This is a genomic window from Streptomyces sp. TSRI0107, assembly GCF_001905845.1.
In the GTDB taxonomy this organism is placed as follows: Bacteria; Actinomycetota; Actinomycetes; order Streptomycetales; family Streptomycetaceae; genus Streptomyces.
The window spans coordinates 854,114-876,529 of record NZ_LIVZ01000001.1 but is presented as its reverse complement, the minus strand read 5'-3'; the positions used below and the strand labels follow the sequence as shown (position 1 = coordinate 876,529).

The window sequence follows — 22,416 nt, the reverse complement described above, 5'->3', positions numbered from 1 at the left end:
AACCTCCTCTACAGCGCGCCCCACAGGGGCGCGGGACTGTATCTATGTGCGGCTCCGCCGCGCGGGCGCGACAAGCCACGAACACGGCCGCGCCGCCCACCAACACAGCCCGGCACCCCAGTGGGGCGCACTACCGCCCGATCGCCGTCGCATACAGGTCATAACTGCGCGCGTCGTCGAACCGGTGCAGCAACTCGGCCAGCATCCGGTCGAGCCCCGCCGCGGGCACCCGCCCCACCGACTTGTCCAGCCGGCAGGCGATCCGCGTCAGCGCCATCGCCGCCCACACCGGATCGGCGAGGAACCCGCGCGCCGGCCGGTGCCGCCACACCCCGAGACACGCGGCCCCCGCGGCGAGCAGGGCGTACCGGTCCGCCAGCGCGTAGGCACGCGGGCTGACCGGACGCCCGGCAGGTCGCGCGGCGAGTTCCTCGCAGGCGTCGGACAGCGCCCGCGCATGCCTCACGAGGACCGCTGCCGCCTCCTCGAGCGGCCCGGCGGCATGCCGCGCCGACTCCTCCAGCGACCCGAGCAGCGAGTCCCGTTCGGGAGCGAGCGCGTTCTCCTCCGGCCGGCACGGCGGCAGCGCCGCGTCGAACGGCCGGAACAGTCCGGCGAACTCCTCGGTCCCGCCCGGCGGGGCGAGCGTCGGCAGCCGCAGCAGCTGTGCGATGATCACGGCCCGGCTGGCCGAGGCGCCCGCGCTGCCCAGGCCGATCATCGGCAGGTCGCGGGCGGTCTTCTGGAAGATCCCGTAACTGCCGCTCGCCGCGTAGGCCTCCGCGCCGAGCACGATCGACAGGTCGTCCATGGCCTCGTTGAGGATCGTCGGCAGCAGGTACTTCGCCACGGCGCCCAGGGTGCGGCTCTCCCGGGGCAGCAGATGCGGCGCCCGGGTCGCGACGAGCGACAGGCAGTCGCACACCAGCAGGTCGGCGAACGCGTCGACCAGCGCGGTGCGGGTGCGCGCGGAGTGCAGCGAGGCCCGGCTGCGGGAACGGTGCGAGCGGGCGAACGCGGTCGTGGTGCGCAGGGCGGTGTCGGCGCAGCCCAGCGCCATCGACAGCCCCGCGCTGCGGGTGAGCGGGAAGACCAGTTCGGCCAGCCGCGCCCCGCCGCCCGGCGCTCCGATCAGCGCCCCGGCGTCCAGCCGGTGTCCGTCGAGGGCGAGTCCCTGGATGGCGCACCCGCGCACCCCGACGGTGGGGCGGCGGGGCAGCAGCTCCAGGTCCCGGCCCGCGGGGTGCGCGGGGCCCGGTGACAGGAAGGCGCTCAGGCCGTCCGGGGTGTGCGCGAACATCACCAGGGCCCGCGCGTGGGCGGTGTTGTTGAGGGCCTCCTTCCGTCCGCTGACGCGGTAGCCGCCGGCGCCGTCCGGCTCCGCGGTGAGCCGGTTGCGCAGGAAGTCGTTGCCCTGCGGCGGCTCGGGATAGGCGCACGCCATCCGGCCGTCGTCGAGGAGCAGTTCGGCGGTGTCCCGGCGCTGGCGCGCGGTGCCGCCCGCCCAGACGACGACCGCGGCCAGGTACGAGGTCAGGCCGTAGCCCAGGCCGAGTGCCGCGTCGCGTCGGAAGACCGCGCGCAGCACCCGGGCCAGCGCGTCCAGCCGGTCGAGCCGGCCGCCCAGTTCCCTGGGCACGAACTCGGCGTTCAGCCCGAAGGCGTCGAGCAGCCGCTCGGCGGCCGGCAGCAGCCGCCGGTGTTCGTCAGCGGCGAGGAACTGCTGGGCGCCGAGCGGGTTGCCCGGGTCGTCGAGATCTCCGAAGTCGTGCTCGAGCCGGGCGATGCGTTCCTGTACGGCGGCTTCCGAGGAGTCCACCGTGTTCACCGCCGTTGTCATGGCATCCCTCCGTCCTCGTCCGGAACCTCACGGGCCACTGCTCGACCGGCACGGCTCAAGACGCGCTCAAGGTCGTCCGGCCAGACTCCGTCATGTCGCTTGGGCCGGGTGTGAACGCCGGGTTCAACAGCATGGGGTCCAGCGGGCTGTCGTAGCGGTACTGCTGCCAGAACGGGGTCTGGTCGCCGGGCAGCCAGAGGGACCCGTAGGCCACCAGTGAGTTCCATATCGGCCGCAGCAGGCGCTCGAGTGCGACTCGGGCGACGCTGCCGCCGCTGTGTGCGGTTGCGGGCATGTCGTGCCGTCCCTTCTGATATCGGGAAAGGCCACGATCGCCGCGGCTGCTCGGTGGTTCCTCGAGGAACTCTCGCGCGGGCGGGCCCGGGACCGTATTCGAGTGGGACTCGAGCGGTGTGTGGTCGGATGAACGTCAGGCATGCATGCCGGGACGAGGAGGGGGCCGGTCGGTGTCCCAGCGCGATGGCAACACAGAGCTGACCGTGGTCGAGCGCTTCACGACCACGTCGGCCCCCACCATGTTCGAGCGCGAACTCCTCGAATACGCCGTGTACCGGGAGTCCCGGAAGGGGTTCGTCAGCCGGGTGACCGCCGCTCTCACCGAACGTCCCGGCGGCTACGTGCATCTCGACCGGTGGACCGGCCTGGACCGCCTGTTACGGGTGGTGCACCAGGACCCGGCGGCGCCGGCCGGCCCGCGAGGGCTCGCGGCCACGCTGCGCGCGGAGGCGGAACTCCTGGTCAGTGTCGGGCGCATCACTCTGGACTGCGCTCCGGAGGACGCCGCGCGGCTGGTCCTGGTGCGGGCCGTGGTGACGGGCGAACCCGAGCGGTTCGAGCTGGACTTCGGCTCCCTGGTCGGGCAGTGCGTGGCCGACGAGGGCTTCGGCGGCAGCGATCTGCTGCGCTCGGTGGCCGACCCGTACGTCTACACCGGGCTGTTGTGGTGGCGGGACGCCGCGGCCTGCGAGCGGGCCCGCGCGAGCGCCGCCTACCAGGACAGACTGTCCAAGCTGGCGGCGACCGCCCGCTGCACCGAGGAACCGGCCCGCCCCCTCGCGGCCCTCTGACGCCCCGCGTCCGCCACCTCACCTCACCTCACGCGACCCTCACCGGCCCTGGCACGCCCTGCGCCGCGCCCTCGACGCCCCGCGCCTCACAGCCCCCCGAGCATCCCGAGCGCCCCGGCCCACCCCCGACCCGAGTACTTCTCGAGCGCCGGCGAGCACCATCCCCCCATGGACGAGCCCACCGAAGCACAGCCCGCCTTCGTCGTCGTGCGCGGGCGGCCGGACCATGTCGAACTGGCCGCTGTGACGGCCGTGCTCCTGGCCAGGCTGAGGGCACTGGCGGACGCGGAGGAGACGGACGGGGCGGATGACACGGCGCCCCGGGCCCCCTGGGGCCGGCCGCGGCGGTCCCGGCCGCGGGTCGGCTGGGCGGCGCCCCGCTGACGTACCGGCGCCGGGCGTCCCAGCAGCGGTCGAGTGCCCTTCGAGAAGGCACACATACCGTCTGGCACCGGGTGGAAACAGGCGCCGACGACGGGGAGGCGCCCGCGCCCGTACGACACGCAGGGGGTCCCACATGAGCGACTACCGGACGTTCACAGAACTGATGCTCGCGAGAGCGGAGGAGGCGCCGGAGCGCGCCGCTCTGCTTCTGCTGCCGGACAGCGACGACCGCGGCCGCCCCGCGACGGTCTCCTACCGCACGCTCGACGCCTCGGCCCGCCGCCTGGCCGGCCGGCTCCAGGCCGACGGTGTCGCCGGGGAGCCGGTGCTGCTGCTGCACGCCTCCCGGCGCCAGTTCGCCGTGTCGTTCCTGGCGTGTCTGTACGCGGGCGCGGTCGCCGTCCCGGTCCCCCCGTACGGCGGTCGCAGCCACCACGAGGAGCGGGTGGCGGGGATCGTCCGGCAGGCGTCCCCCCGCGCCGCCCTCACCGACGCCGCGCTGGCCCCGGACATCTCCCGGCTGCTGGCCCGGCACGGCCACGGCTCCATACCGTGCCTCGCCGCCGACGCGGCGCACGCGTCCACCGAGTGGCGGCTGCCCCCGCTGGACCGGGACACGCCGGCGTATCTGCAGTTCACCTCGGGCTCCACCGGCTGCCCGCACGGCGTGGTGGTCACCCACGGCAATCTGCTCGCCAACCAGGAGGCGCTGGCCGGGCTGCTCGGGGCGGGCCCCGGGTCCCGGATCGGCGGCTGGCTGCCCTTCCACCACGACATGGGACTGGTCGGGCAGCTGCTGCATCCGCTGTGGCTCGGCGCGACCGCCGCGGTGCTGTCGCCGGAGGCGTTCGTCCGCCGCCCGGCGCGCTGGCTGGAGGCGATCGGGCGGTACGGCATCGAGGTGAGCGGCGCCCCCGACTTCGCGTACGACCTGTGCGTGCGGCGGGTCACCGACGAGCAGCTGGCGGGGCTGGACCTGTCGGGCTGGCGGGTGGCGGTGTCCGGCGGGGAGCCGGTGCGCGCCGAGACCCGGCGGGCCTTCGTCGAGCGGTTCGCGGGCGCCGGTCTGCGCCCGGAGGCGATGCACGCGGCGTACGGCCTGGCCGAGGCGACGCTGCTGGTCTCGGGCGGTCCCGCCGGGGCCGGTGAGCGCACGGTCGACGCGGATGCCCTGGAGAAGGGCCGGCTGAGCGAGCCGCAGCCGGGCCGGCCCACGCACACCCTGGTGTCCTGCGGCACGGCGGCGGGCGCGGCCGGCCGGGTGCTGGTCGTCGACCCGGAGTCCCGACAGGTGCTGCCGGACGGGGAGGTCGGCGAGATCTGGGTGAGCGGTCCGGGCGTCGCGGACGGCTACTGGCGGGACCGGTCGGCGACGACGGAACGTTTCGGCGCCGTCACGGCCGACGGCGCGACGGGCCTGCTGCGCACCGGCGACCTGGGCGTCCTGGACGACGGGCGGCTGTATGTCACCGGCCGGCTGAAGGACGTGATCGTGATCGCGGGGCGCAACCTGTACCCGCAGGACCTGGAGCGCACGGTGCAGCGCGTCAGCACCCTGTTCGGCACGGGCAGCGCCTTCTCGGTGCCCGGCGAGCGCGAACGCGTGGTCGTGGTCCAGGAGTTGCGCACCCACCAGCGCTACACCCTCGATCTGGAGGAGCTGGCCAAGAACGTACGGCGGTGCCTCACCGAGGAGTTCGAGGTGGCCGTGGCCGGGGTACTGCTGGTACGGCCCGGCACCGTGCGGCGCACCACCAGCGGGAAGGTGGAGCGCGCCGCAATGCGCCGGCTGTTCCTGAACGGCGGGCTGCGGCCCGTGTACCAGTACCTCGACGACGACCTCGTGGCACCGGCGGGCCCGCACCGCCGGACGCGGAGCTGACGCACAGACGGACAGCCGGACAGCGACGGGGAACGGAAGGAAGGAGGCAGGACGTGAGCGCAGCGGCACCGGGCGACCCCGACGAGGGGGTCTTCGCCGCCTGGCTCGCCGAGCGGATCGGCGAGTACGCACGACGAGAGGTCCACCAGGACGAGGAGCTGTCCGAGTGGGGGCTCGACTCGGTCGCCCTGCTCGGCCTGTTCGGGGACATCGAGACGGAGTTCGGTCCGCTGCTCGACCCGGCGGACATCTGGGCCCATCCGACCGTCCGCGACCTCGCCCGCTATCTGGCGATGCGGCACGGCATGGGGCGGCACCCCGACCGGGTGCGGGCGGTCTTCGTGTTCACCGGGCAGGGCTGTCAGCATCCCCGGATGACCGCGGGCCTGCACGAGGCCCTGTCCGGGTACCGGCGGCATCTCGCCGAGGCCGACGAGGCGATCGGCCCCTGCCTCGGCCGGTCGGTCCGCGAGCTGATCCTCGACGGCGATCCCCGAGTGCACCAGACGGCGCTGACCCAGCCGGCGCTGTTCGCCGTGGGGTACGCCCTGGCGATGACGCTGCTGGAGGAGGAGGGGGTGCGCCCGGTGGCCGTGCTGGGGCACGGCACCGGCGAGGTCACGGCGGCGGTGGTCGCCGGGGCGCTGTCCCTGGAGGACGCCGCCCGGCTGGTGTGCTACCGCGGCTCCTACATGCAGTACCTGCCGTCCGGCGGCGGGATGATGGCGACCTGCGCCAGCCCGTTCGAAGCGGCGGACGCGGCGGCGGCGGAGCCGGAGGTGTCCATCGGCGCGTTCAACGCGGCCCGCGCCACCGTGCTGTCCGGCGCGGTCGACGGCCTGGAGCGGGTGCGGGAGCGGCTGGCGGCGGTGGGGATCGCCAGCACCTACCTGCAGGTGACGCACGCCTTCCACTCGCCCCTGATGGAACCGGTGACGCCCCGCTTCGAGGCCGCGGCCCGCCATCTGACGGGCGGGGCGCCCCAGCTGCCGTACTACTCCACGGTGTACGGGCGGCGGTACGCCGAACCGCTGGCCGGCGACTACTGGACCGCGCAGATCACCGCGCCGGTGCGGTTCGCCGACGCCGCCCGCCAGATGCTGGCCCAGCAGGCGCCCAGCCATGTCGTGGAGATCGGCCCGAAGGCGGTGCTCACGCCCTTCCTGCGGCGGATGTCCGGCGCCCGCGGCCCGGTGTGCCTGGCCGTGTGCCGCAGTCCGGAGACCAACGCGGTGGACCTGGCGGGCGTCCTGTCGAAGCTGAACGCTGGTCCGCTGGCGGAGATCTGACGCTCGCGGAGGGACGCCTACGGGATCCAGCCGGCTTCCTCCGCGATCCGGATCGCGTCGATCCGGTTGCGGGCGTTCAGCTTGTCCACGATGGCCGTGAGGTAGTTCCGCACCGTGCCCTGGGTGAGGAAGAGATGGTCCGCGATCTCCGCCGCGTCGGCGCCGCGCGCCGCCAGCCGCAGCACCTGGGTCTCCCGCGGGGAGAGCGGGTTGTCCGGCGCCTCCCAGGCGCTGAGCGCGAGTTCGGGGTCGATGACCCGCTGGCCGACGGCGACCGACCGCACCGCCTGGGCCAGCCGGGACGGGGGCGAGTCCTTGAGCAGGAAGCCGGAGACCCGCGCGGCCATCGCCCGGCGCAGGGTCCCGGGCCGGCCGAGGCTGGTGAGGATGAGGGTGCGGCAGCCGGGCACCCGGTCGTGGAGTTCGGTGGCGGCGGTGAGGCCGTCGGTGCCGGGCAGGTCGATGTCGATGACGGCGACGTCGGGGCGGGTCTGAAGTGCCGACGGCACGATCAGGTCGCCGCGGTCCACCGAGGCGACGACCTGCAGATCCGGTTCCAGCTCCAGCAGGGCGACCAGCGCGCCCCGGACCATGTGCACGTCCTCGGCAAGCAGGATCTTCACCAAGAGCATTCATTCCCCCGTTGTGTACGTGGCCGCTCAGACGGCGCGTCTGTCCGCCTGCCCGGTCCAGGTCGCCGCCGACTCGGCAACCGGTTGCCCCCGCGGCGGCACGAGCTCCGCGGCGTCTTTCTTGGGCGGGGTGGCCGGGGCCACCGCCGTCAGCCGGAACCGGTCGCCCGGGACGACGCCCGCGGTCAGCTCGCCGCCGATCGCGGCGAGCCGGCTGTGCAGGTTGCCGAGCCCGCTGCCCCGGTCCGGCGAGGCGGCCCGGTTCCCCGTCGTGACACCGTCGTTGACGAGGTCCAGCCGCACCGTCTCCCCCGTCGTCCGCACCTCGATGGTGCAGGACTGCACCTTGCTGTGCCGGAGGATGTTCGTGACGCCCTCGCGCAGCGCGGTCGCGAGCACGGTGTCCACGAGCGGGTGGAGTCTGCCGCACCGGATGTCCAGGCGGACGTCGACGTCGGCCGCCGCCATCACCTCGGCCACCGACTCGGCCTCCGCCTCCAGCGACATGTCCCGGTACCCGCTGGCCACCAGCCGTACGTCGGCGAGCGCCTGGCGGGCGACCCCGAGCACGGAGGCGACCTCGTCGCGGGCCCGCTCGGGGTTGACCGGGACCAGGCGGTGGATCAGCTCGCTCTTGAGTGTGATCGCGGAGAGGCTGTAGCCGAGCAGGTCGTGCAGGTCGCGGGCGAACCGCAGACGTTCCTGGGTGACGGCCATCCTGGCCATCTCGGCGCGGGTCTCGTGGACTTCGCGGACGAGCTCGGTGAGCCGGGTCAGGCCGTAGATGACGAGTCCGGTCAGGGCGGTGGAGATGGTGTAGTAGCCGGTGTCCCGGGCGGACAGCCCCTCGGCGAGCGACCAGCCGAGGATCACCAGCGGCATGGCGCTGTAGCAGAGCCATGCGATGCGGCCGGGGAAGAGCAGGAGAATCGATCCGGCGAGCGGTCCCGCCATGCTTCCCCAGATCACCCCCAGCCACACCATGGGTCCGAAGATGAGGGACGTCTGCGCGGCGAGCGTGAGCGCCTTGCGGCGCGTGGACCATCTGCGCGCCCCGCGCGAGGTGAGCAGCAGCTGGATGACGTACAGCAGGATCACCGCGGCCCAGCAGACGACCAGGCCGAAGGTCCCGGTCACGACCTCGTGCACGTTGAACAGGGTGACGAGGCCGTAGCCGGAGAAGACCGCCGCGCTGACACCGTGTGCGAGGCGGGGTGCCAGCAGGTCCCTTTGGGGCACGCCCCTCCCGGCGTCCGGACGCATACCCTCCGCTAAGCCGTTGCCGCGAAGGAGGTCGTTGTCCGATATCCGGAAACGGCCCGCCATGTGTCGACTCCTCGCGTGGAATTGGGGAGTTTGCGTGACCGAACTATAAGCCGACACATGCCGGGTTCGGGACCTGTACAGCACCTTCACGGGGTCTACAACATCAACGGCAGGGGGTTGAGCGCGTCGTAGCAGGTGGGACGGTCGAGAAGCCCCATGCTCACCGGCACCTCGTACAGCCGCCCCGGCGCGAATCGGGCGTAGAACGGGCGCAGGCCGGGCACCAGCACCTTCACCGCCGGGATCCCCACGTCCGGGCGGGTCTGGTCCAGCACCAGGAGCTCCATGCCGTGCGCCGTCACCAGAGCACGGATGTCCTCGATGTCGGCGAGCAGGTCGTCGTGGCGGCGGGGCCGCCGCCACGAGCCGGGCGTGCGCTCCGTCTGCCCGGGGTCGGGCAGCAGATACGGCAGGTCCTGGGCGCACGGCGTGGACCCCGCGGCCACGGCGGGCAGCATCTGCACCATCTCGGTCAGCGCCCGGCGCAGCGCCAGCCGCGGATCGAGGTGCGCCCCGAAGCCGTACACGGTCTGTCCGGCGCCGCCGTCCGCGCCGCGCGAGGCCGCCACGACGACGGGGATGCCGAGGTCCGAGGTGAGGTCGAGCGCCCAGACCCGGCGGCCAGCCCGGGCGAGGGCGTCCCGCAGGCCGGCGAGCCAGGGCTCGTCGAAGGCGTCGAGGTCGATGCCCGGCCGCCGGAGCCGGTTGTACCACCACAGGGCCACCGCGTCCCGCTCGACGAGTTCGAGGAAGCCCTGCACGACGGCGTCCTCCAGGCTGCTGCCGGCCGCGTTGCCGTTGGAGTCGGCCCACAGCCCGTCCGCGGCGCCGCCCGGCGCCGAGTGGAAGTACAGCGTGGAGGTGGGCAGCAGCCGGTGGGTGTGGCCGGTGAGGGACCACACCGGCGTCCACTCGGTGGCCGCTTCGGCGTCGAAGGGCGCGCTCACCTGGTGGAACGCGGTGTGGGAGGCGTTCCAGCGGCCGCGCTCGGCGTACTGCCGCTCGTGGTACAGCTGATAGGTGTTCGGGTGGACGGCCGCCTCACCGAGGCCGCTCAGCGAGTCGGTGATCGTCAGCTCGTCACCCTGACGCGCGGCGCAGTAACGTTCCACCGCCTCGCCCAGGGCACTGGCCCGCGCCTCGGTCGCCGTCGCGCCCTTGCCCGAGCTGCGCGCCCGCAGCACCTTCTGCACCCCGGCCGCCGAATGCCCGCTCAGCGCGAGATTGTGCCCGGAGTCGTAGGCGTGCAGGCCCTCGGGCAGCCCCGCCATGGGGCGTACGTCCGGCACGATGCCGGTGACCGGTCCGACGAGGTGGCCGTAGCGGTCCAGCAGCTGCGCGGCGGACAGCGCCCGGTCGTTGCTGCCGGAACCGCCGGCCTTGCGCCGGGAGACCGGCACCACCGGCCGCCGGGTCCGCTCGGCGACCAGCGAGGGGTCCCCGCACGACGGGCACTGCGGCCGCCGTCGCACCGGGTGGTGCGTGGTGTGCAGGGTGAGACTGTCCAGCACGCAGACCGCGCGCTGCTCCGGACACCGCAGCCCGGCCAGCCACTTGGCCGTCTCCAGCACGGCGCTGTGCACGCCCATGGCCCGGACCGCGGCCAGCGAGGGCGCCGGGGCGGGCGCGGGCCCGCCGAGGACGGCGGCCTGCCGCAACGACAGTTCGCCGCGGCGGTGCTCCCGCAGCCGGTGCGCCAGGCAGGACCAGCATGCGGCGTCCGAGCCCGGCTCGAAGACCGGCCCGGTCCACGGTTCGGCCGCGAACGGCCTGGCCAGCAGCCACGGCCGGCCCGCGGCCCGCAACCGGGCCGCGACGACGGCCAGTTCGGGCGACAGGTAGTCGTCGCACAGCACGAGGGCGAAGGGCGCGTCGGCGTCCGCCGCGACCGCGGTGATCCCGGAGGCGCGGCAGGCGGCCCGGGCCGCCTCGCCGTCCACGTCTCCGACACCGATCAGCGCCACCGGCGTACCGCGCACCGTGCCCTCGGCGACGGATCCGTCCAGACCGGCCCGGTCCCAGTACGCCTCGGCCGGCTCGCTCTCGCCCTTCGCACCCGGGACGCCATGGCGGTAACCCACCAGGTTGGCCTGGGCCAGGCGGCGCACCACCAGGCCCGCCTCGGCGGCGGGCATCGCCGCGGCGGCGTCCCGGAGCAGCTCGGACAGGGTACGGCTGCCGTCGAGCAGCGACACCAGGGCCTCGGCGCCCGCTCCCCGCACGGCTGTCAGGTCCTTGTCGGACCACATGAACACGGCCTCCCCCGGGACCGACACGGCCCGCACATGGCGCTTGAGCGCCACGAACGGGCCGTCGGCCGGAACGTGTCTTCCGGTCACGCACCCGCCTGGGTGAGGTCGCCGGCGAAGATGCACCAGCCGGCCTCCGTCACATCGGCGGCGGTCAGGCTCTCCACCCTGACGGACTCCCCGCCGGCCGGCTCGAACTGCGCGAGCAGCGCGTCGAGGTCAGCGTCCAGCCGCCCGCCCGTCCGGGTCTCCAGCCCGGTCCGCGCCGCGAGTTCCGCGAAGCGAAGGTCTTCTTCGGTGACGTTCATACCTACCCCCAAGAGATGAACAAGCCGATCACGAGTGAAATGCTGCCGAACGTACGCTGAGGTACAGCCCCGCGAGAGCCGCGGGGAAAGGAACCTGCCGACCGGATCGCGTCGGCGTCTGGGTCGGAAGTCTGCGTCCGGAACTCCGGCGTCCGTCAGTGCGACACTCACTGGCGACCCATGACATTTTCATGATTACGGTCGTGCTTCGCTCACTGGGCCGCGAACCGCCCGCGATGGGAACCTCGGGAACCTGAGTCCGCAAGGCCGCCATGGGGACGCCGGCGGCCGTGACCCAACGGGGAGAGGACACCGATGGAGATCCAGGTCCTGGGGTCGCTCGCCGCGCAGGAGCGCGGCGTCTCAGTGGTACCGAGTGCTGCCAAGCCCCGCCAGTTGCTGGCGCTGCTCGCCCTGCACGCCGACCGAGTGGTGTCGGTACCCACACTGATGGAGGAGATCTGGGGCGAGAGCATCCCCCGCAGCGCCTCCACCACACTGCAGACGTACGTCCTGCAGCTCCGCCGCAGGATCACCGCCGCGCTGGACGGTGACCCGCGGCACGCGAAGGACGTCCTGGTCACCCGGTTCGGCGGCTACCTGCTCCAGGTGCAGCCGGGCCGCGTGGACGCCCACGAGTTCGAGCGGCTCGCCGTGAACGGCGGCACCGCCTTCGAGCTCGGCGACTACCGCATGGCCTCCGACCTGCTGCGCCGCGCGCTCGCCCTCTGGCAGGGCCCGGCCCTGGTCGACGTACCGGCCGGCTCGGTGCTGGAACTGGAGGTGCTGCGGCTGAACGAGGAGCGCACCACCGCTCTGGAGCGGCGCATCGAGGCGGACCTGCGGCTCGGCCGGCACGCCGAAGTGGTGCCGGAGCTGCGGGTGCTGGCCGCCCGCCACCCGCTCCACGAGGGCTTCTGCGCCCAGCTGATGCGGGCCCTGCACCGCAGCGGCGGCAGCTGGCGCGCCCTGGAGGCGTACCAGCGCCTGCGCGGCTCCCTGGTCCGCGAGCTGGGCCTGGAGCCGTCCGCCACCCTCCAGGAACTGCACCAGGCGGTGCTCTCCGGCGACCCGGACCGCGCGCTGTACCCGGCCACGGCGGACTGAACCGGCCCTCCCGCCCGGCCACACCCCCGCAACCCCCGCACCCCCCACCGCACCACCCCCGCACGGCCGGTACGCGGCCCGAGCCGGGCCGTCCCCGATCAGGCGGGAGTCGAGCCGTGTTCGAGGAGACGTACCGAAGGGTTCGAGAGCGGACTCCTACGGTGCCGCAATGACGACCTTCGACGAACTGCTCGCCATCGCCCCCGCGCCTGATCTACGCCGCTCCACCGACGAGTTGACACGGCTGAAGGAGGAGCTGAGCCGCGGCCCCGACCCGGACGCCACGCGGCGCCAGCACGCCAAGGGCAAGCTGACCGCCCCCGAGCGCCTCCGGCTCCTCTTCGACGAGGGCACGTTCACCGAGATCGAGCCGCTGCGCCGGCACCGCGCCACCGGCTTCGGCCTGGAGGACCGCAAGCCGCACGGCGACGGAGTGGTGATCGGCTGGGGCCTGGTCCACGGCCGTACGGTCTTCGCCTACGCCCACGACTTCCGGGTCTTCGGCGGCGCCCTCGGCGAGGCCCACGCCCAGAAGATCCACAAGGTGATGGATCTGGCGGAGGCGGCCGGCGCGCCCATCGTCGGACTGAGCGACGGCGCCGGCGCCCGCATCCAGGAAGGCGTCACGGCACTCGCCGGCTACGGCGGCATCTTCCGCCGCAACACCCGCTCCTCCGGGGTGATCCCGCAGATCAGCGTCATCCTCGGCCCGTGCGCGGGCGGCGCCGCCTACTCCCCCGCCCTCACCGACTTCGTGTTCATGGTGCGCGGCACCGCCCAGATGTTCATCACCGGCCCGGACGTCGTCCAGGCGGTGACCGGCGAGAAGATCACCCACGACGGCCTCGGCGGCGCCGACGTGCACGCCGGACTGTCGGGCGTGTCCGGCTTCGCCTACGACGACGAGGCCGAATGCCTGGCCGACGTCCGTCACCTGCTGTCGCTGCTCCCGCAGAACAACCGCGAACTGCCGCCCGCCGTACGCTCCGACGACCCCGCCGACCGCCGCACCGACGCGCTGACCACCCTGGTGCCGGCGGACCCGCAGCAGGCCTACGACATGCGCACGGTGATCGAGGAGATCGTCGACGACGGCGAGTACTTCGAGGTCCACGAGGCCTGGGCGCGCAACGTGGTGTGCGCGCTGGCCCGGCTGGACGGCCAGGTCGTGGGCGTGATCGCGAACCAGCCCGCGGCGCTCGCCGGCGTCCTCGACATCCACGGCTCCGAGAAGGCCGCCCGCTTCGTGCAGACCTGCGACGCCTTCAACATCCCCCTCGTCACCCTGGTCGACGTGCCCGGCTTCCTGCCCGGTGTGGACCAGGAGCACGGCGGCATCATCCGCCACGGCGCCAAGCTGCTGTACGCCTACTGCAACGCGACCGTGCCCCGGATCTCGCTGGTCGTGCGCAAGGCGTACGGCGGCGCCTACATCGTCATGGACTCCCGCTCGATCGGCGCCGACCTCTCCTTCGCCTGGCCGACGAACGAGATCGCCGTGATGGGCGCGGAGGGCGCGGCGAACGTGGTGTTCCGCCGGGAGATCGCCGCCTCCGACGACCCGGAGACCACCCGCGCGCGGCTCATCAAGGAGTACAAGGCGGAGCTGATGCACCCGTACTACGCGGCCGAGCGCGGCCTGGTCGACGACGTCATCGACCCCGGCGAGACCCGCGCGGTGCTGATCCGCTCCCTCGCGATGCTGCGCGCGAAGCACGTCCCGCTGCCGGAGCGCAAGCACGGCAACCCGCCGATGTGACGGGCGGTGCCCTGTCCGGAAGTTGACCATGACACTCGTGTGCCCCTTACCCTGCCACCCGCCGGAGGTGGTGGCAGGAGGGGGGAACGATGGTGCAGGGACGCTACGACCAGCGGGTGCGCGTCTTCGTCGAGGTCAGGGGCGGGGAGGACGACTGGCAGGAGGCCGAGGACCGGTTCGCCCGGCACGACTGGCCGGTTCGTTCCCACCACCCGGCCGGGCAGGGCCCCCTAGGAAACGCCGTCGAACCCGACCCCGGCTCGCGCGTCTATCAGATCGAGGTACGTCTCTTCGGCATCGCGAGGGGATGCGACCGGGGCGCCGCCGAACGGGTCCGCAAGATGGCCCGCGCCGCGCGGCTGGAGGCGTACGTGCTGCGCGCCGAGCACCTGCACCGCGACCGGGAGACGCGCTCGGCGTGGCGGGTCATCGACGCGCGGCGCAGACGGCTCGCCCTGCGCTCCTCCTGGCGCAGGCACTTCGCCGGCTGGGCCCTGACGCGTGGCTCCTACGACGCCGGCGGCATGGTCACCGGCCCCGCGGGCCAGGCGCTGCGCCTGGCCCGCGCCGGGCACCAGGGGGACGACCCCTCCGCGGTGGCCGTGCGGCCGCTGGACGGCATGTGGAAGGACCCGGTGCGGCGGTGGCCGGAGGAGGAGGGCGAACGCCGGACCGTCCACGCGGTCGCGTGGGCCTTGGTACCGGCCCTGGCCCTGGTCTGTGCCTCCCACGCCATCCCGGCGAGCTGGTGGTTCTGGGCGCTGCTGACGGCCGTCGGCGTCGCGGGGACCGCACGGGCCGGCTGGCGGCTGTTCCCCGACGGCCGGATGATGGGCGCCGTCCTGGTCCTGGTCGCGTCCGGCTTCTTCACGGCGGGCGCCCTGGGCCTCGTCGGCGGTGAGGGCTGGCGGCCGTCGGACGTCTTCTACCTGGCCCTGGTCTCGGGCGTCGTCACCGGACTGTGGCTGCTGGTGCGGCAGTGGACGTGGGGCGAGTGGGTGGCGTGGGCCGTCCCGCTCGTGGTCACCGTGGTGGTGTCGAGCTTCGTGGCCGCGGGCTCCGTGCTCCACGCCCTGTACGCCGACGAGCTGGACCTGAGCACGAGCGATCTCGACGTCCCGCCCATCTGGCAGTTCCTCGCCGCGCTGAAGCTGCTGTCGATCCTGGCCTACGTGCTGCTGGTGCCCGCCTGGTGGGGCGTGGCCCGGCACCGCCACCACTTCTACGCGGCACCCGGCGAACGCACCAACGTCGTCCTGCACATGGCCGTCTTCCTCGCCATCCTGGCCGTCACCGGCGGCTACGCGCTGGACTCGGCGGGCAGGGCGGCGGAACGCACCAAGGCCGCCGCCGAGCGCGGCGGGACACCGCCCCCGTACTTCGGCGTCGAACCGTCCTGGACGTGCGTGCGCACCACGACCGCCCTGCGCGGCGTGGCCGGTGAGGGCCCCGCCCTGGACCCGGACCGCCCCTACCTGCTCATCAACGTCGCGGGCGGCACGGCCGTCCTGTGGGACCAGACCACCGACGAGCCGGTGAAACTGCCCGCGGGCAAGGCGTGGCTGGTGCCCGCGGAGGGGGGCGGGGACACGTGCCGGTGACCGCCGGACGTGCGCAAACCCCCTGAGAACAGCGGCGGTTGGGGGCACGGTGGTACACCCCGTGTACGCCGATGGTTGTATGGCGGGGGCTGTGAGCCGATTCCTAGGGTTGCGCCCGTGATCAATCTCAGTGGGCAAGCGATCGCCACCAGGCCGGCTCAAGTCCTGGATCTCCGCTGGCACGCCACGTGGCAGTCCCTGGCGGAAACGGTTCGCCTCTGTTGGCGGGAGGCACGACCGGTCGTGCAGGTGGCCTTCCTCCTGCGGTTCGTGGTGGGTGTGGTGTCGGCGGCGCAACTGCCGCACTCCCTGGTGCGGCCCGCCCTCGGCATGGTCTCCCTGTGGTGCGCGGTGGCCTGCGCGTATCTCCTCAACGGCGTCGCCGACGTCCACGAGGACCGGGCCAACGGCTCACAGCGGCCGATCGCCCGGGGCGACCTCCCCGAGCGCACCGCCGCCAACGCCACCGTCCTGCTGGCCTGCGCCGCCCTGTTGCTGGCCGGACTCACGGGGCCGGGCACCGTGGCGTGGACGGCGGCCTTCCTGGTGCTGGGCTGGGCGTACTCGGCCGACCCGGTGAAGGCGAAGTGCTCCAGCGGGCGCTGTGCGGTGGTGGTGTTCGGGCTGGGCGCGACCGCGTACGGGGCGGGTGTCTCGGCGTCCGGGAGCGGCTGGACCGCCACGGGCGTGCTGGTCGCCGGGGTGATGTCGGCCTGGATGGCCCTGGTGGGCGCCGTGGTCAAGGACCTGGGCGACGTCAGCGGGGACGCGGCCGGCGGCCGGCGCACCGTCGCGGTCGTGCACGGTCCGGGGGCCGCCCGGGCCCTGGCGGTCGCCGGTGCGCTCGCGGTCGGCACGGCCGCACCGATGCTGGCCCTGCTGTGGGCGCCGGCCGCCCTGGTGGTCGCGGTGCCGGTGGCGCTCGGGGCGGCGTGGGTGGTCGTCCGGGTGATGCGGGCCGCCCGCCACGCGCACGCCGACCGGCTGCGGCGGCGCGGCGCCTACCGGGCCTTCATGGTCACCCAGTACGTCGCGAACCTGAGCGCGATGCTCGGCCTGGGCCTGGCACCGGCCCTCGTCTGACCACCCGCCGGCCCCGGCCGCGCGACACCCGCACCATCTGTGATCACCCCGACCGCGCCGCACCGAGCGGCGCGGTCAGCTCTGTCCCGGGAACGTCTTGTTGAGGGCCTGCACCCGCGAGTTGATGCCCAGCTTGCGGTACGCGTTGTGCAGATGCCGTTTGACGGTCGCCTCGGTGATCTCGAAGCGCCGGCTGATCTGCCGGTTGGTCAGCCCCTCCCGCACCGCTTCCAGGATCTCCCGCTCCCGCAGCGTGAGCAGCTCCAGCGCCTGCGACTCCGCGTCCGCCGCGGGCGCGGGCGCCTCCCCGGATCCACGCTCCGGGCGCTCCGGTCGGTCCGCGCTCTCCGGCCGGCCGGCCGGGCCCGCCGGCCGTGCGGCCTCCTCGTATCCGCGGATCCCCTGGTAGAGACGCATCCCGGTGGCCGTACGGAAGGCGGTGCTGATCTCCTGCTGCACCGCGTGCCGTTCCCCGGGCGCCAGGGCCGCGGCCCGGGTGACCGCGTCCTGCATGGCCTCCCAGAGCACCTCCGCCGCCCGCACCGACTCGGAGACCGGGATCTGCTGGGTGACGCGGTGCGCCCCGAGGAGCCGGGAGTACTCCCCGACCCCCGTGACCTCCACCGGCCGGCCGGTCTCCAGCGACTGCGCGCACTCGGCCACGATGTTCCGGGCCTGGTAGCGGCACTGCTGCCAGGCGTCCTCACGCGTCGCGAGCGGGCTGCCCAGCCGCGTCAGCGCCGCGTGGTACGCCTCGACGATCTCGGCTGTGGCGGTTCGTAGTTGCTCTGCGGCTGCCTGACGGCTCAACGATGCGTCCTTCCCCCGGGTCATGATCGCGGAGAAAAGTAGCACCCGCTCGCAGCGGAGAGAACAGGCCGTTCGAGGGGCGAGAAGACAGCGGTCCGCCCCCCGGCCGGGAGGCGGACCCGCGCTCAGGACGCCCTGGCCCGTTGGGTGACGACGATGCAGGTGAGCACGATGACCGCGGTCAGCGGAACGGCCGCGCCGATCTCCTCACCGAGCAGCAGCACCGCCCACACGAGCGTCAGCAGCGGCTGCGCCAGCTGGAGCTGGCTGGCCCGGGCGACGCCGATGAGGCCCATGCCCTTGTACCAGACGACGAACCCGCCGAACTGCGAGACGGCGGCGATGTACGCCATGCCGACCAGCGCCTTGCCGGTGAGGTGCACCGGCTCGTGCGGCAGCGCCCACAGGGACACGGCCAGGTTGACCGGCGCGGCGAGCACCACGCCCCAGGCGATGACCCGCCAGCCCGGCATGTGCGCGGACAGCCGTCCGCCGAAGGCGTATCCGGCCGCACAGACCACGAGCGCGCCGAAGAGATAGAGGTCGGCGACGGTCGGTGTGCCGTGGTTCTGCGTGAGCGTGAAGGTGATCACGGTGGCCCCGCCGGTCAGGGCCGCGGCCCAGAACACCTTCGAGGGCCGGCGCCGGGTGAGGACCGCGGAGAACGCGGCCGTGGCCATCGGCAGCGCCCCGATGACGATCGCCGAGTTCGCCGTGGAGGAGGTCTGCAGGGCGAGCGTGGTGAGCAGCGGGAACCCGATCGCGCAGCCGCCCGCGACGACGGCGAGCGCGGGCCAGTCGGCCCGGGCCGGCAGCGGCGCCCGGGTGACCAGGAGGGCGATGAGCGCGATGACGGCGGCGAGCACCCCGCGCACCCCGATGGCGCTCCACGGCCCGAACCCGTCGAGGGCCCACACCGTGCCGGGGAAGCTGAAGGAGAAGCTCACCACCCCGAGCGCCGCGTACAGGGTGCCGCGCGGCACCACCGAGGGGGCGGGCCCGGCGGGGAGCTGGGCGGCGGGGGCGGGGGCGCTCGCCTTGGCGGTCGTGGTGGTCATCGGTCACTCCGGTCTCGGTCGGTCTCGGCAAGGTCTTCCAGTCGTACGGCGATGGCCTCGGCGAACCGCGCCGCGGAACCCTTCGCGAAAGGCATGCTCAACGACGGTTCGCACACCTCCAGTTCGAGGAGCACGGGCCTGCCGTCGCCGTCCCGGATGAGGTCGACGCGGCCGTACAGCAGCGGCCTGTCCAGCTCCAGGCGGTCCACCACCGCCGCCAGCGCGGCCGCGGCGACGGCCCGCTCGTCCTCGGTGGCGTCCCGCGCGGTGCGGGCGTCCTGGGTGGGGGCGTCGACGGTGCCGTCCGGCAGGAGCAGCGCCCGCTTGCGGATGGCGTGGCTGTAGACGCCGTCGAAGTAGACGAGGTCCGTCTCGCCGTCGCGGTCGATGGCGTCCAGATAGGGCTGGATCAGCGCGTCGCACCCCTGCTGGAGCAGTTTGGCGATGTGCCGGGTGGCGTCGGCCTCCTGGCCTCGGGAGTACCGCTGCACGTCCCGCGAGTAGGCGCCGACGGCCGGCTTCACCACGTACTCCCCCGCCTCGGGATGCCGTGCGAGGAAGGCGCGCAGTGCGTCGGCCGGATCCGCCTCGGGGGCCACGAAGCTGCTCGGCACGACCGGCACCCCGGCGGCGTCCAGATCGCCGAGGTAGCTCTTGTCCAGGTTCCAGCGCACCACCGGCAGCGGGTTGAGCAGGTGCGTCACGGCGGTGACGCGCTCGCACCAGCTCAGGAAGCGCGGCAGCTGCTCGACATAGCTCCACGGGGAGCGCAGCAGCACGGCGTCGAAGCCGCCCCAGTCGATCTCCGGGTCCTCCCAGCTGCATATCTCGGCCCGCAGGCCTCTGGCCTGGCACGCCTCCAGCAGCAGCGGCATGTCGTAGTCGATCGGAAGGCTGGTCATATCGGTGGCCAGGGCCACGTAATTGCCCATTGAGAGTTCTCCAGTGAATTACCAGGGGACGGTTTCGCCGCGGTGGGTGTAGGTGCCGGTCGGTCCGTCGTCGTCGAGCAGCGCCATCGCCACGCCGGTCCGCGCGCCGTCGGGTATCTCCAGCTCGCCCTCGCCGTCGTTCATGCCGGTCCTGGTGTAGCCGGGGTGGACGGCGTTCACCTTGACCGGGGTGTCGCGCAGCTCGTAGGCGAGGTGGACGGTCCAGGAGTTGACCGCGCTCTTCGAGGCGCTGTAGGCGGGGAGGGACTTGAACATGTCGCTGTAGGCGTAGGAGTCCGGGTCGCCGTGGGTGCCGATCGAGCCGAGCAGGCTGGACAGGTTGACGACGCGCCCGGCCGGGGAGCGCAGCAGCAGCGGCAGGAAGGCGCTGGTCACCTCGACGACGCCGAACAGGTTGGTGTCGAAGGTCTCGCGCCACTGGGCCAGGGGCTGCTGCGACGGCTTCCTGCCGTACTCCTCGACCCGGATGGCGGCGTTGTTGACGAGGATGTCCAGGCGGCCGTACGTCCGCTCCACCTCGGCGGCGGCCTCCCGGATGCTGTCGGTGTCGGTCACGTCGAGCACGAGCGGCTCCACCGCGAGGCCGGCGCCGCGCAGTTCCCCGGCGGCCGCGGCGACGGCTTCCCGGTCCCGTCCGGCGAGCAGCACCCGCACGCCCTCGGCGGCGAGCTGGCGTGCCGTCTCGTATCCGATGCCGCGGTTGGCACCGGTGACGAGGGCCAGCCTGGACGTCTGGTCGGACATGGCAGGTCTCCGTAGGTCTTCTAGGTCTTCGTAGGTCTTCGTAGCGGTAGGGCTAGAGCGTGGTGAGGAACTTGGCGACGGGGGTGCCGAAGCGGTCGATGTCGACGAGGAAGGCGTCGTGGCCCTCCTCCGACTCCAGGGCCAGGAACGCGGTGTCCGTGCCGCCGGCGGCGAGCCCGTCGGCGATCTCCCGCTGCTGCCGCAGGGGGAACAGGATGTCGGTCTCGACCCCGATCACCAGCGCCTTCTCCAGCCGTATCCGGGCGAGCGCCCGCGCGGTCGTGGTGGCGCAGGACTCGCCGAGGTCGAACCGGTCCATGGCGCGGCTGAGGAAGAGATAGCTGTTGGGGTCGAACCGGCGGGCGAACTTGCGGGCGTGGCAGTCGAGATACGCCTCGACCTCGAACTCCGGCCCGAACGGGTCGTCGTCCGTACGGCGATCGGCGGCGATGCGGCTGCGGCCGAAGCGGCTGTCCCACTCCCGGGCCGAACGGTAGGTCGTCATGCCCAGCTTGCGGGCCGTGAGCATGCCGCGGTGCGGATAGGTCGCGCTGTCGTACCGGCCCTCGTTCCACTGCGGGTCGAAGCGGATCGCCTCGCGCTGCAGCGAGCGGATCGCCGTCGCGAACGGCAGCGAGTTCGCCGCCCCGCAGATGTTCAGGTGGGCGCGGGCCAGCCCGGGGTGGCGGGCGAGCAGCGACAGCGCGCTCATCCCGCCCATGGAGGTGCCGACGACACACGCCAGCCGCTCGACGCCCAGGGCGCGTACGGTGTGGGCAGCCGCGTCGGCGACGTCCTCCATGGACAGTTCCGGGAAGTCCGGGCCGTACGGCCGCCCCGTACCGGGATCGGTCGAGGCGGGCCCGGTCGAACCCTTGCAACTGCCCAGCGCGTTCACGCAGATCACGAACCAGCGGTCGGTGTCGACCGGCTTGCCCGGCCCCACCATGGCCTCCCACCAGCCGGGGCTCGGGTCCTCGGGATGGGAGGCGACATGGCTGTCGGGAGACAGGCCGGTGAGGACCAGGACCGCGTTGTCGCGTTCCGGGGTGAGCCGTCCGACGGCCTCGTACGCCACGCGCGCGCCGCTCAGCGTCCCGCCGCGCCGCAGGGTGAACTCGGCGGGAAGGTCCGCGAACCGGGCGGCCGGGGGGACGAATTCCCTCATCACGTCAGCTCCCGGTGCCCAGCGACGCGAGCCACTCGTCGTCCGAGCCCTCGTTCACCCCTTCCATGAGGAACGTGGACAGATACCGTTCCCCGGTGTCCGGCAGCATCGCGAGCAGTACCGAGCCCTCCGGGGCGGTCTCCGCGACGCGCAGCGCGGTGGCCAGGGTGGCGCCCGCCGAGATGCCGGCGAAGATGCCCTCCTCCGCGGCGAGCCGGCGCGCGGTGTCGCGGCCCACCACCTCGTCGACGGTGACCAGTTCGTCGATGACGCTGTCGTCGAGGACGCTGGGCACGAAGTTCGGGGACCAGCCCTGGATCCGGTGGACGTTCCACTCCTTCTTGCCGAGGATCGCGGCGTTCTCCGGCTCGGTGGCGACCACACGCACCCCCGGGCGGGCGGTCTTCAGCATCTGGCCCACCCCGGTGAGGGTGCCGCTGGTGCCGAACCCGGTGACGAAGTAGTCCAGCCGCTTGCCCGCGAAGTCGGCGAGGATCTCCGAGGCCGTGGTCTCCCGGTGGTAGGCGGGGTTGGCCGGGTTGTCGAACTGGTGGGCCCGGAACCAGCCGTGCCGCTCGGCGAGTTCGTCGGCGATCGCGTTGCCGCCGCTGCTGCCCAGCTCGCCGGGGAAGAGGATCACCTTGCCGCCGTAGGCCCGGATCAGCTTGCGCCGCTCCTGCGAGTAGGTGTCGCCCATGACCGCGACGAAGTGGTAGCCACGCGCCGCGGCCACCATCGCCAGCGCGATGCCGACGTTGCCCGAGGTGCACTCGACGATCGTGTCCCCGGGCTTGAGCAGGCCCTTCGCCTCGGCGTCGAGGACCACGGAGAGCGCGAGCCGGTCCTTCACCGAGCCGCCCGGATTGAACGCCTCCACCTTGACGTAGACCGAGGTGTGGGCGGGTGCCAGACGGTTCAGCCTGACGATGGGCGTGCGTCCGACGGTGTCGAGGATGCTGTCGTACAGGGGCATGGGGAATCTCCTTGGGGAGTGGAGCGGGGCGGGCGCGGGGCGCGTACGGGGAGGGTCGGCCGGCGAGGGCGGGCGCGGGGCGCGTACGGCGAGGGGTCAGCCGACGAGGGCGGACGCGGGACGCGTACGGCGAGGCGTCAGCCAGCGAGGGCGGACGCGGGA

General features: G+C 73.3%; 20 protein-coding genes. 8 read left to right on the top strand and 12 right to left on the bottom strand.

Annotated features, from left to right (window positions below; translation table 11 throughout):
* Positions 1-130 precede the first annotated feature (130 nt).
* Together AMK31_RS03940 and AMK31_RS40320 are read right to left on the bottom strand one after the other, a co-directional pair.
* The gene (locus AMK31_RS03940; RefSeq protein ID WP_073938872.1) at positions 131-1,840 is read right to left on the bottom strand and encodes an acyl-CoA dehydrogenase family protein; all 1,710 of its coding nucleotides are present in this window, start codon (positions 1,838-1,840) and stop codon (positions 131-133) included.
* A 55-nt stretch (positions 1,841-1,895) separates the two neighbouring features.
* A complete protein-coding gene (locus tag AMK31_RS40320; RefSeq protein WP_143204203.1) occupies positions 1,896-2,135 on the bottom strand; it encodes a hypothetical protein in 240 nt (79 codons plus the stop codon).
* 172 nt (positions 2,136-2,307) lie between these two features.
* On the opposite strand from AMK31_RS40320, the gene AMK31_RS03935 reads away from it, so the two are divergent.
* The 4 genes from AMK31_RS03935 (at position 2,308) to AMK31_RS03920 (ending at position 6,483) form a co-directional block, all read left to right on the top strand.
* Positions 2,308-2,928 carry an antibiotic biosynthesis monooxygenase gene (locus AMK31_RS03935; protein WP_073938871.1) on the top strand — a complete coding sequence of 207 codons (621 nt, stop codon included), beginning with the start codon at positions 2,308-2,310 and terminating at the stop codon, positions 2,926-2,928.
* A 168-nt stretch (positions 2,929-3,096) separates the two neighbouring features.
* The gene (locus AMK31_RS03930; protein WP_073938870.1) at positions 3,097-3,312 is read left to right on the top strand and encodes an acyl-CoA carboxylase subunit epsilon; all 216 of its coding nucleotides are present in this window, start codon (positions 3,097-3,099) and stop codon (positions 3,310-3,312) included.
* A 133-nt stretch (positions 3,313-3,445) separates the two neighbouring features.
* Positions 3,446-5,194 carry a fatty acyl-AMP ligase gene (locus tag AMK31_RS03925; RefSeq protein WP_073938869.1) on the top strand — a complete coding sequence of 583 codons (1,749 nt, stop codon included), beginning with the start codon at positions 3,446-3,448 and terminating at the stop codon, positions 5,192-5,194.
* A gap of 53 nt (positions 5,195-5,247) precedes the next feature.
* Positions 5,248-6,483 carry an acyltransferase domain-containing protein gene (locus tag AMK31_RS03920; protein WP_073938868.1) on the top strand — a complete coding sequence of 412 codons (1,236 nt, stop codon included), beginning with the start codon at positions 5,248-5,250 and terminating at the stop codon, positions 6,481-6,483.
* Positions 6,484-6,500: 17 nt separating this feature from the next.
* On the opposite strand, the gene AMK31_RS03915 is transcribed toward AMK31_RS03920, so the two are convergent.
* From AMK31_RS03915 to AMK31_RS03900, 4 genes are all read right to left on the bottom strand, one after another.
* Entirely contained in the window at positions 6,501-7,109 is a 609-nt protein-coding gene (locus AMK31_RS03915) for a response regulator transcription factor (RefSeq protein ID WP_073938867.1), read from the bottom strand.
* 33 nt (positions 7,110-7,142) lie between these two features.
* Positions 7,143-8,354: a sensor histidine kinase gene (locus AMK31_RS03910; RefSeq protein ID WP_241842516.1), complete on the bottom strand. Its 1,212-nt coding sequence runs from the start codon at positions 8,352-8,354 to the stop codon at positions 7,143-7,145.
* A gap of 182 nt (positions 8,355-8,536) precedes the next feature.
* Positions 8,537-10,780, bottom strand: coding sequence for a TOMM precursor leader peptide-binding protein (locus AMK31_RS03905; protein ID WP_073938865.1), 2,244 nt, complete (start codon positions 10,778-10,780; stop codon positions 8,537-8,539).
* Positions 10,777-10,998 carry a hypothetical protein gene (locus tag AMK31_RS03900; protein ID WP_073938864.1) on the bottom strand — a complete coding sequence of 74 codons (222 nt, stop codon included), beginning with the start codon at positions 10,996-10,998 and terminating at the stop codon, positions 10,777-10,779. The genes AMK31_RS03905 and AMK31_RS03900 overlap by 4 nt, the downstream gene beginning before the upstream one ends.
* 315 nt (positions 10,999-11,313) lie before the next feature.
* Here AMK31_RS03900 and AMK31_RS03895 point away from each other — a divergent pair, with 315 nt between their 5' ends.
* The 4 genes from AMK31_RS03895 (at position 11,314) to AMK31_RS03880 (ending at position 16,548) form a co-directional block, all read left to right on the top strand.
* Complete coding sequence (locus AMK31_RS03895; protein ID WP_073938863.1) at positions 11,314-12,105, top strand: AfsR/SARP family transcriptional regulator; 792 nt, start codon at positions 11,314-11,316, stop codon at positions 12,103-12,105.
* Positions 12,106-12,274: 169 nt separating this feature from the next.
* Entirely contained in the window at positions 12,275-13,864 is a 1,590-nt protein-coding gene (locus AMK31_RS03890) for an acyl-CoA carboxylase subunit beta (RefSeq protein ID WP_073938862.1), read from the top strand.
* Between the two features lie 89 nt (positions 13,865-13,953).
* Positions 13,954-15,465, top strand: a complete 1,512-nt coding sequence (locus tag AMK31_RS03885) for a hypothetical protein (RefSeq protein ID WP_073938861.1) — start codon at positions 13,954-13,956, stop codon at positions 15,463-15,465.
* Positions 15,466-15,708: 243 nt separating this feature from the next.
* The gene (locus AMK31_RS03880; protein WP_073938860.1) at positions 15,709-16,548 is read left to right on the top strand and encodes a UbiA family prenyltransferase; all 840 of its coding nucleotides are present in this window, start codon (positions 15,709-15,711) and stop codon (positions 16,546-16,548) included.
* A 75-nt stretch (positions 16,549-16,623) separates the two neighbouring features.
* Here the strand turns inward: AMK31_RS03880 and AMK31_RS41270 are convergent, their stop codons facing one another.
* The 6 genes from AMK31_RS41270 to cysK all read right to left on the bottom strand — a co-directional run bounded on the left by AMK31_RS41270 (position 16,624) and on the right by cysK (position 22,254).
* Positions 16,624-17,358 carry a helix-turn-helix transcriptional regulator gene (locus AMK31_RS41270; RefSeq protein WP_073938859.1) on the bottom strand — a complete coding sequence of 245 codons (735 nt, stop codon included), beginning with the start codon at positions 17,356-17,358 and terminating at the stop codon, positions 16,624-16,626.
* Between the two features lie 125 nt (positions 17,359-17,483).
* On the bottom strand, positions 17,484-18,416 hold the full coding sequence (locus AMK31_RS03870) for a DMT family transporter (protein WP_073938858.1): 933 nt from the start codon (positions 18,414-18,416) through the stop codon (positions 17,484-17,486).
* A complete protein-coding gene (locus AMK31_RS03865; RefSeq protein WP_073938857.1) occupies positions 18,413-19,348 on the bottom strand; it encodes an ATP-grasp domain-containing protein in 936 nt (311 codons plus the stop codon). The genes AMK31_RS03870 and AMK31_RS03865 overlap by 4 nt, the downstream gene beginning before the upstream one ends.
* Before the next feature lie 18 nt (positions 19,349-19,366).
* A complete protein-coding gene (locus AMK31_RS03860; protein WP_073938856.1) occupies positions 19,367-20,113 on the bottom strand; it encodes an SDR family oxidoreductase in 747 nt (248 codons plus the stop codon).
* 52 nt (positions 20,114-20,165) lie between these two features.
* Complete coding sequence (gene metX, locus AMK31_RS03855; RefSeq protein WP_073938987.1) at positions 20,166-21,281, bottom strand: homoserine O-acetyltransferase MetX; 1,116 nt, start codon at positions 21,279-21,281, stop codon at positions 20,166-20,168.
* A 4-nt stretch (positions 21,282-21,285) separates the two neighbouring features.
* Positions 21,286-22,254: a cysteine synthase A gene (cysK, locus tag AMK31_RS03850; protein ID WP_073938855.1), complete on the bottom strand. Its 969-nt coding sequence runs from the start codon at positions 22,252-22,254 to the stop codon at positions 21,286-21,288.
* Positions 22,255-22,416 lie beyond the last annotated feature (162 nt).

Excerpts from the sequence above, each read along its gene's own strand:
- AMK31_RS03940 (WP_073938872.1), bottom strand. The coding sequence starts at position 1,840 with ATGACAACGGCGGTGAACACGGTGGACTCCTCGGAAGCCGCCGTACAG.
- AMK31_RS03885 (WP_073938861.1), top strand. The coding sequence starts at position 13,954 with ATGGTGCAGGGACGCTACGACCAGCGGGTGCGCGTCTTCGTCGAGGTC.
- AMK31_RS03925 (WP_073938869.1), top strand. The coding sequence starts at position 3,446 with ATGAGCGACTACCGGACGTTCACAGAACTGATGCTCGCGAGAGCGGAG.
- AMK31_RS03860 (WP_073938856.1), bottom strand. The coding sequence starts at position 20,113 with ATGTCCGACCAGACGTCCAGGCTGGCCCTCGTCACCGGTGCCAACCGC.
- cysK (WP_073938855.1), bottom strand. The coding sequence starts at position 22,254 with ATGCCCCTGTACGACAGCATCCTCGACACCGTCGGACGCACGCCCATC.
- AMK31_RS40320 (WP_143204203.1), bottom strand. The coding sequence starts at position 2,135 with ATGCCCGCAACCGCACACAGCGGCGGCAGCGTCGCCCGAGTCGCACTC.
- metX (WP_073938987.1), bottom strand. The coding sequence starts at position 21,281 with ATGAGGGAATTCGTCCCCCCGGCCGCCCGGTTCGCGGACCTTCCCGCC.
- AMK31_RS03865 (WP_073938857.1), bottom strand. The coding sequence starts at position 19,348 with ATGGGCAATTACGTGGCCCTGGCCACCGATATGACCAGCCTTCCGATC.
- AMK31_RS03895 (WP_073938863.1), top strand. The coding sequence starts at position 11,314 with ATGGAGATCCAGGTCCTGGGGTCGCTCGCCGCGCAGGAGCGCGGCGTC.
- AMK31_RS03870 (WP_073938858.1), bottom strand. The coding sequence starts at position 18,416 with ATGACCACCACGACCGCCAAGGCGAGCGCCCCCGCCCCCGCCGCCCAG.
- AMK31_RS03890 (WP_073938862.1), top strand. The coding sequence starts at position 12,275 with ATGACGACCTTCGACGAACTGCTCGCCATCGCCCCCGCGCCTGATCTA.
- AMK31_RS03930 (WP_073938870.1), top strand. The coding sequence starts at position 3,097 with ATGGACGAGCCCACCGAAGCACAGCCCGCCTTCGTCGTCGTGCGCGGG.
- AMK31_RS03900 (WP_073938864.1), bottom strand. The coding sequence starts at position 10,998 with ATGAACGTCACCGAAGAAGACCTTCGCTTCGCGGAACTCGCGGCGCGG.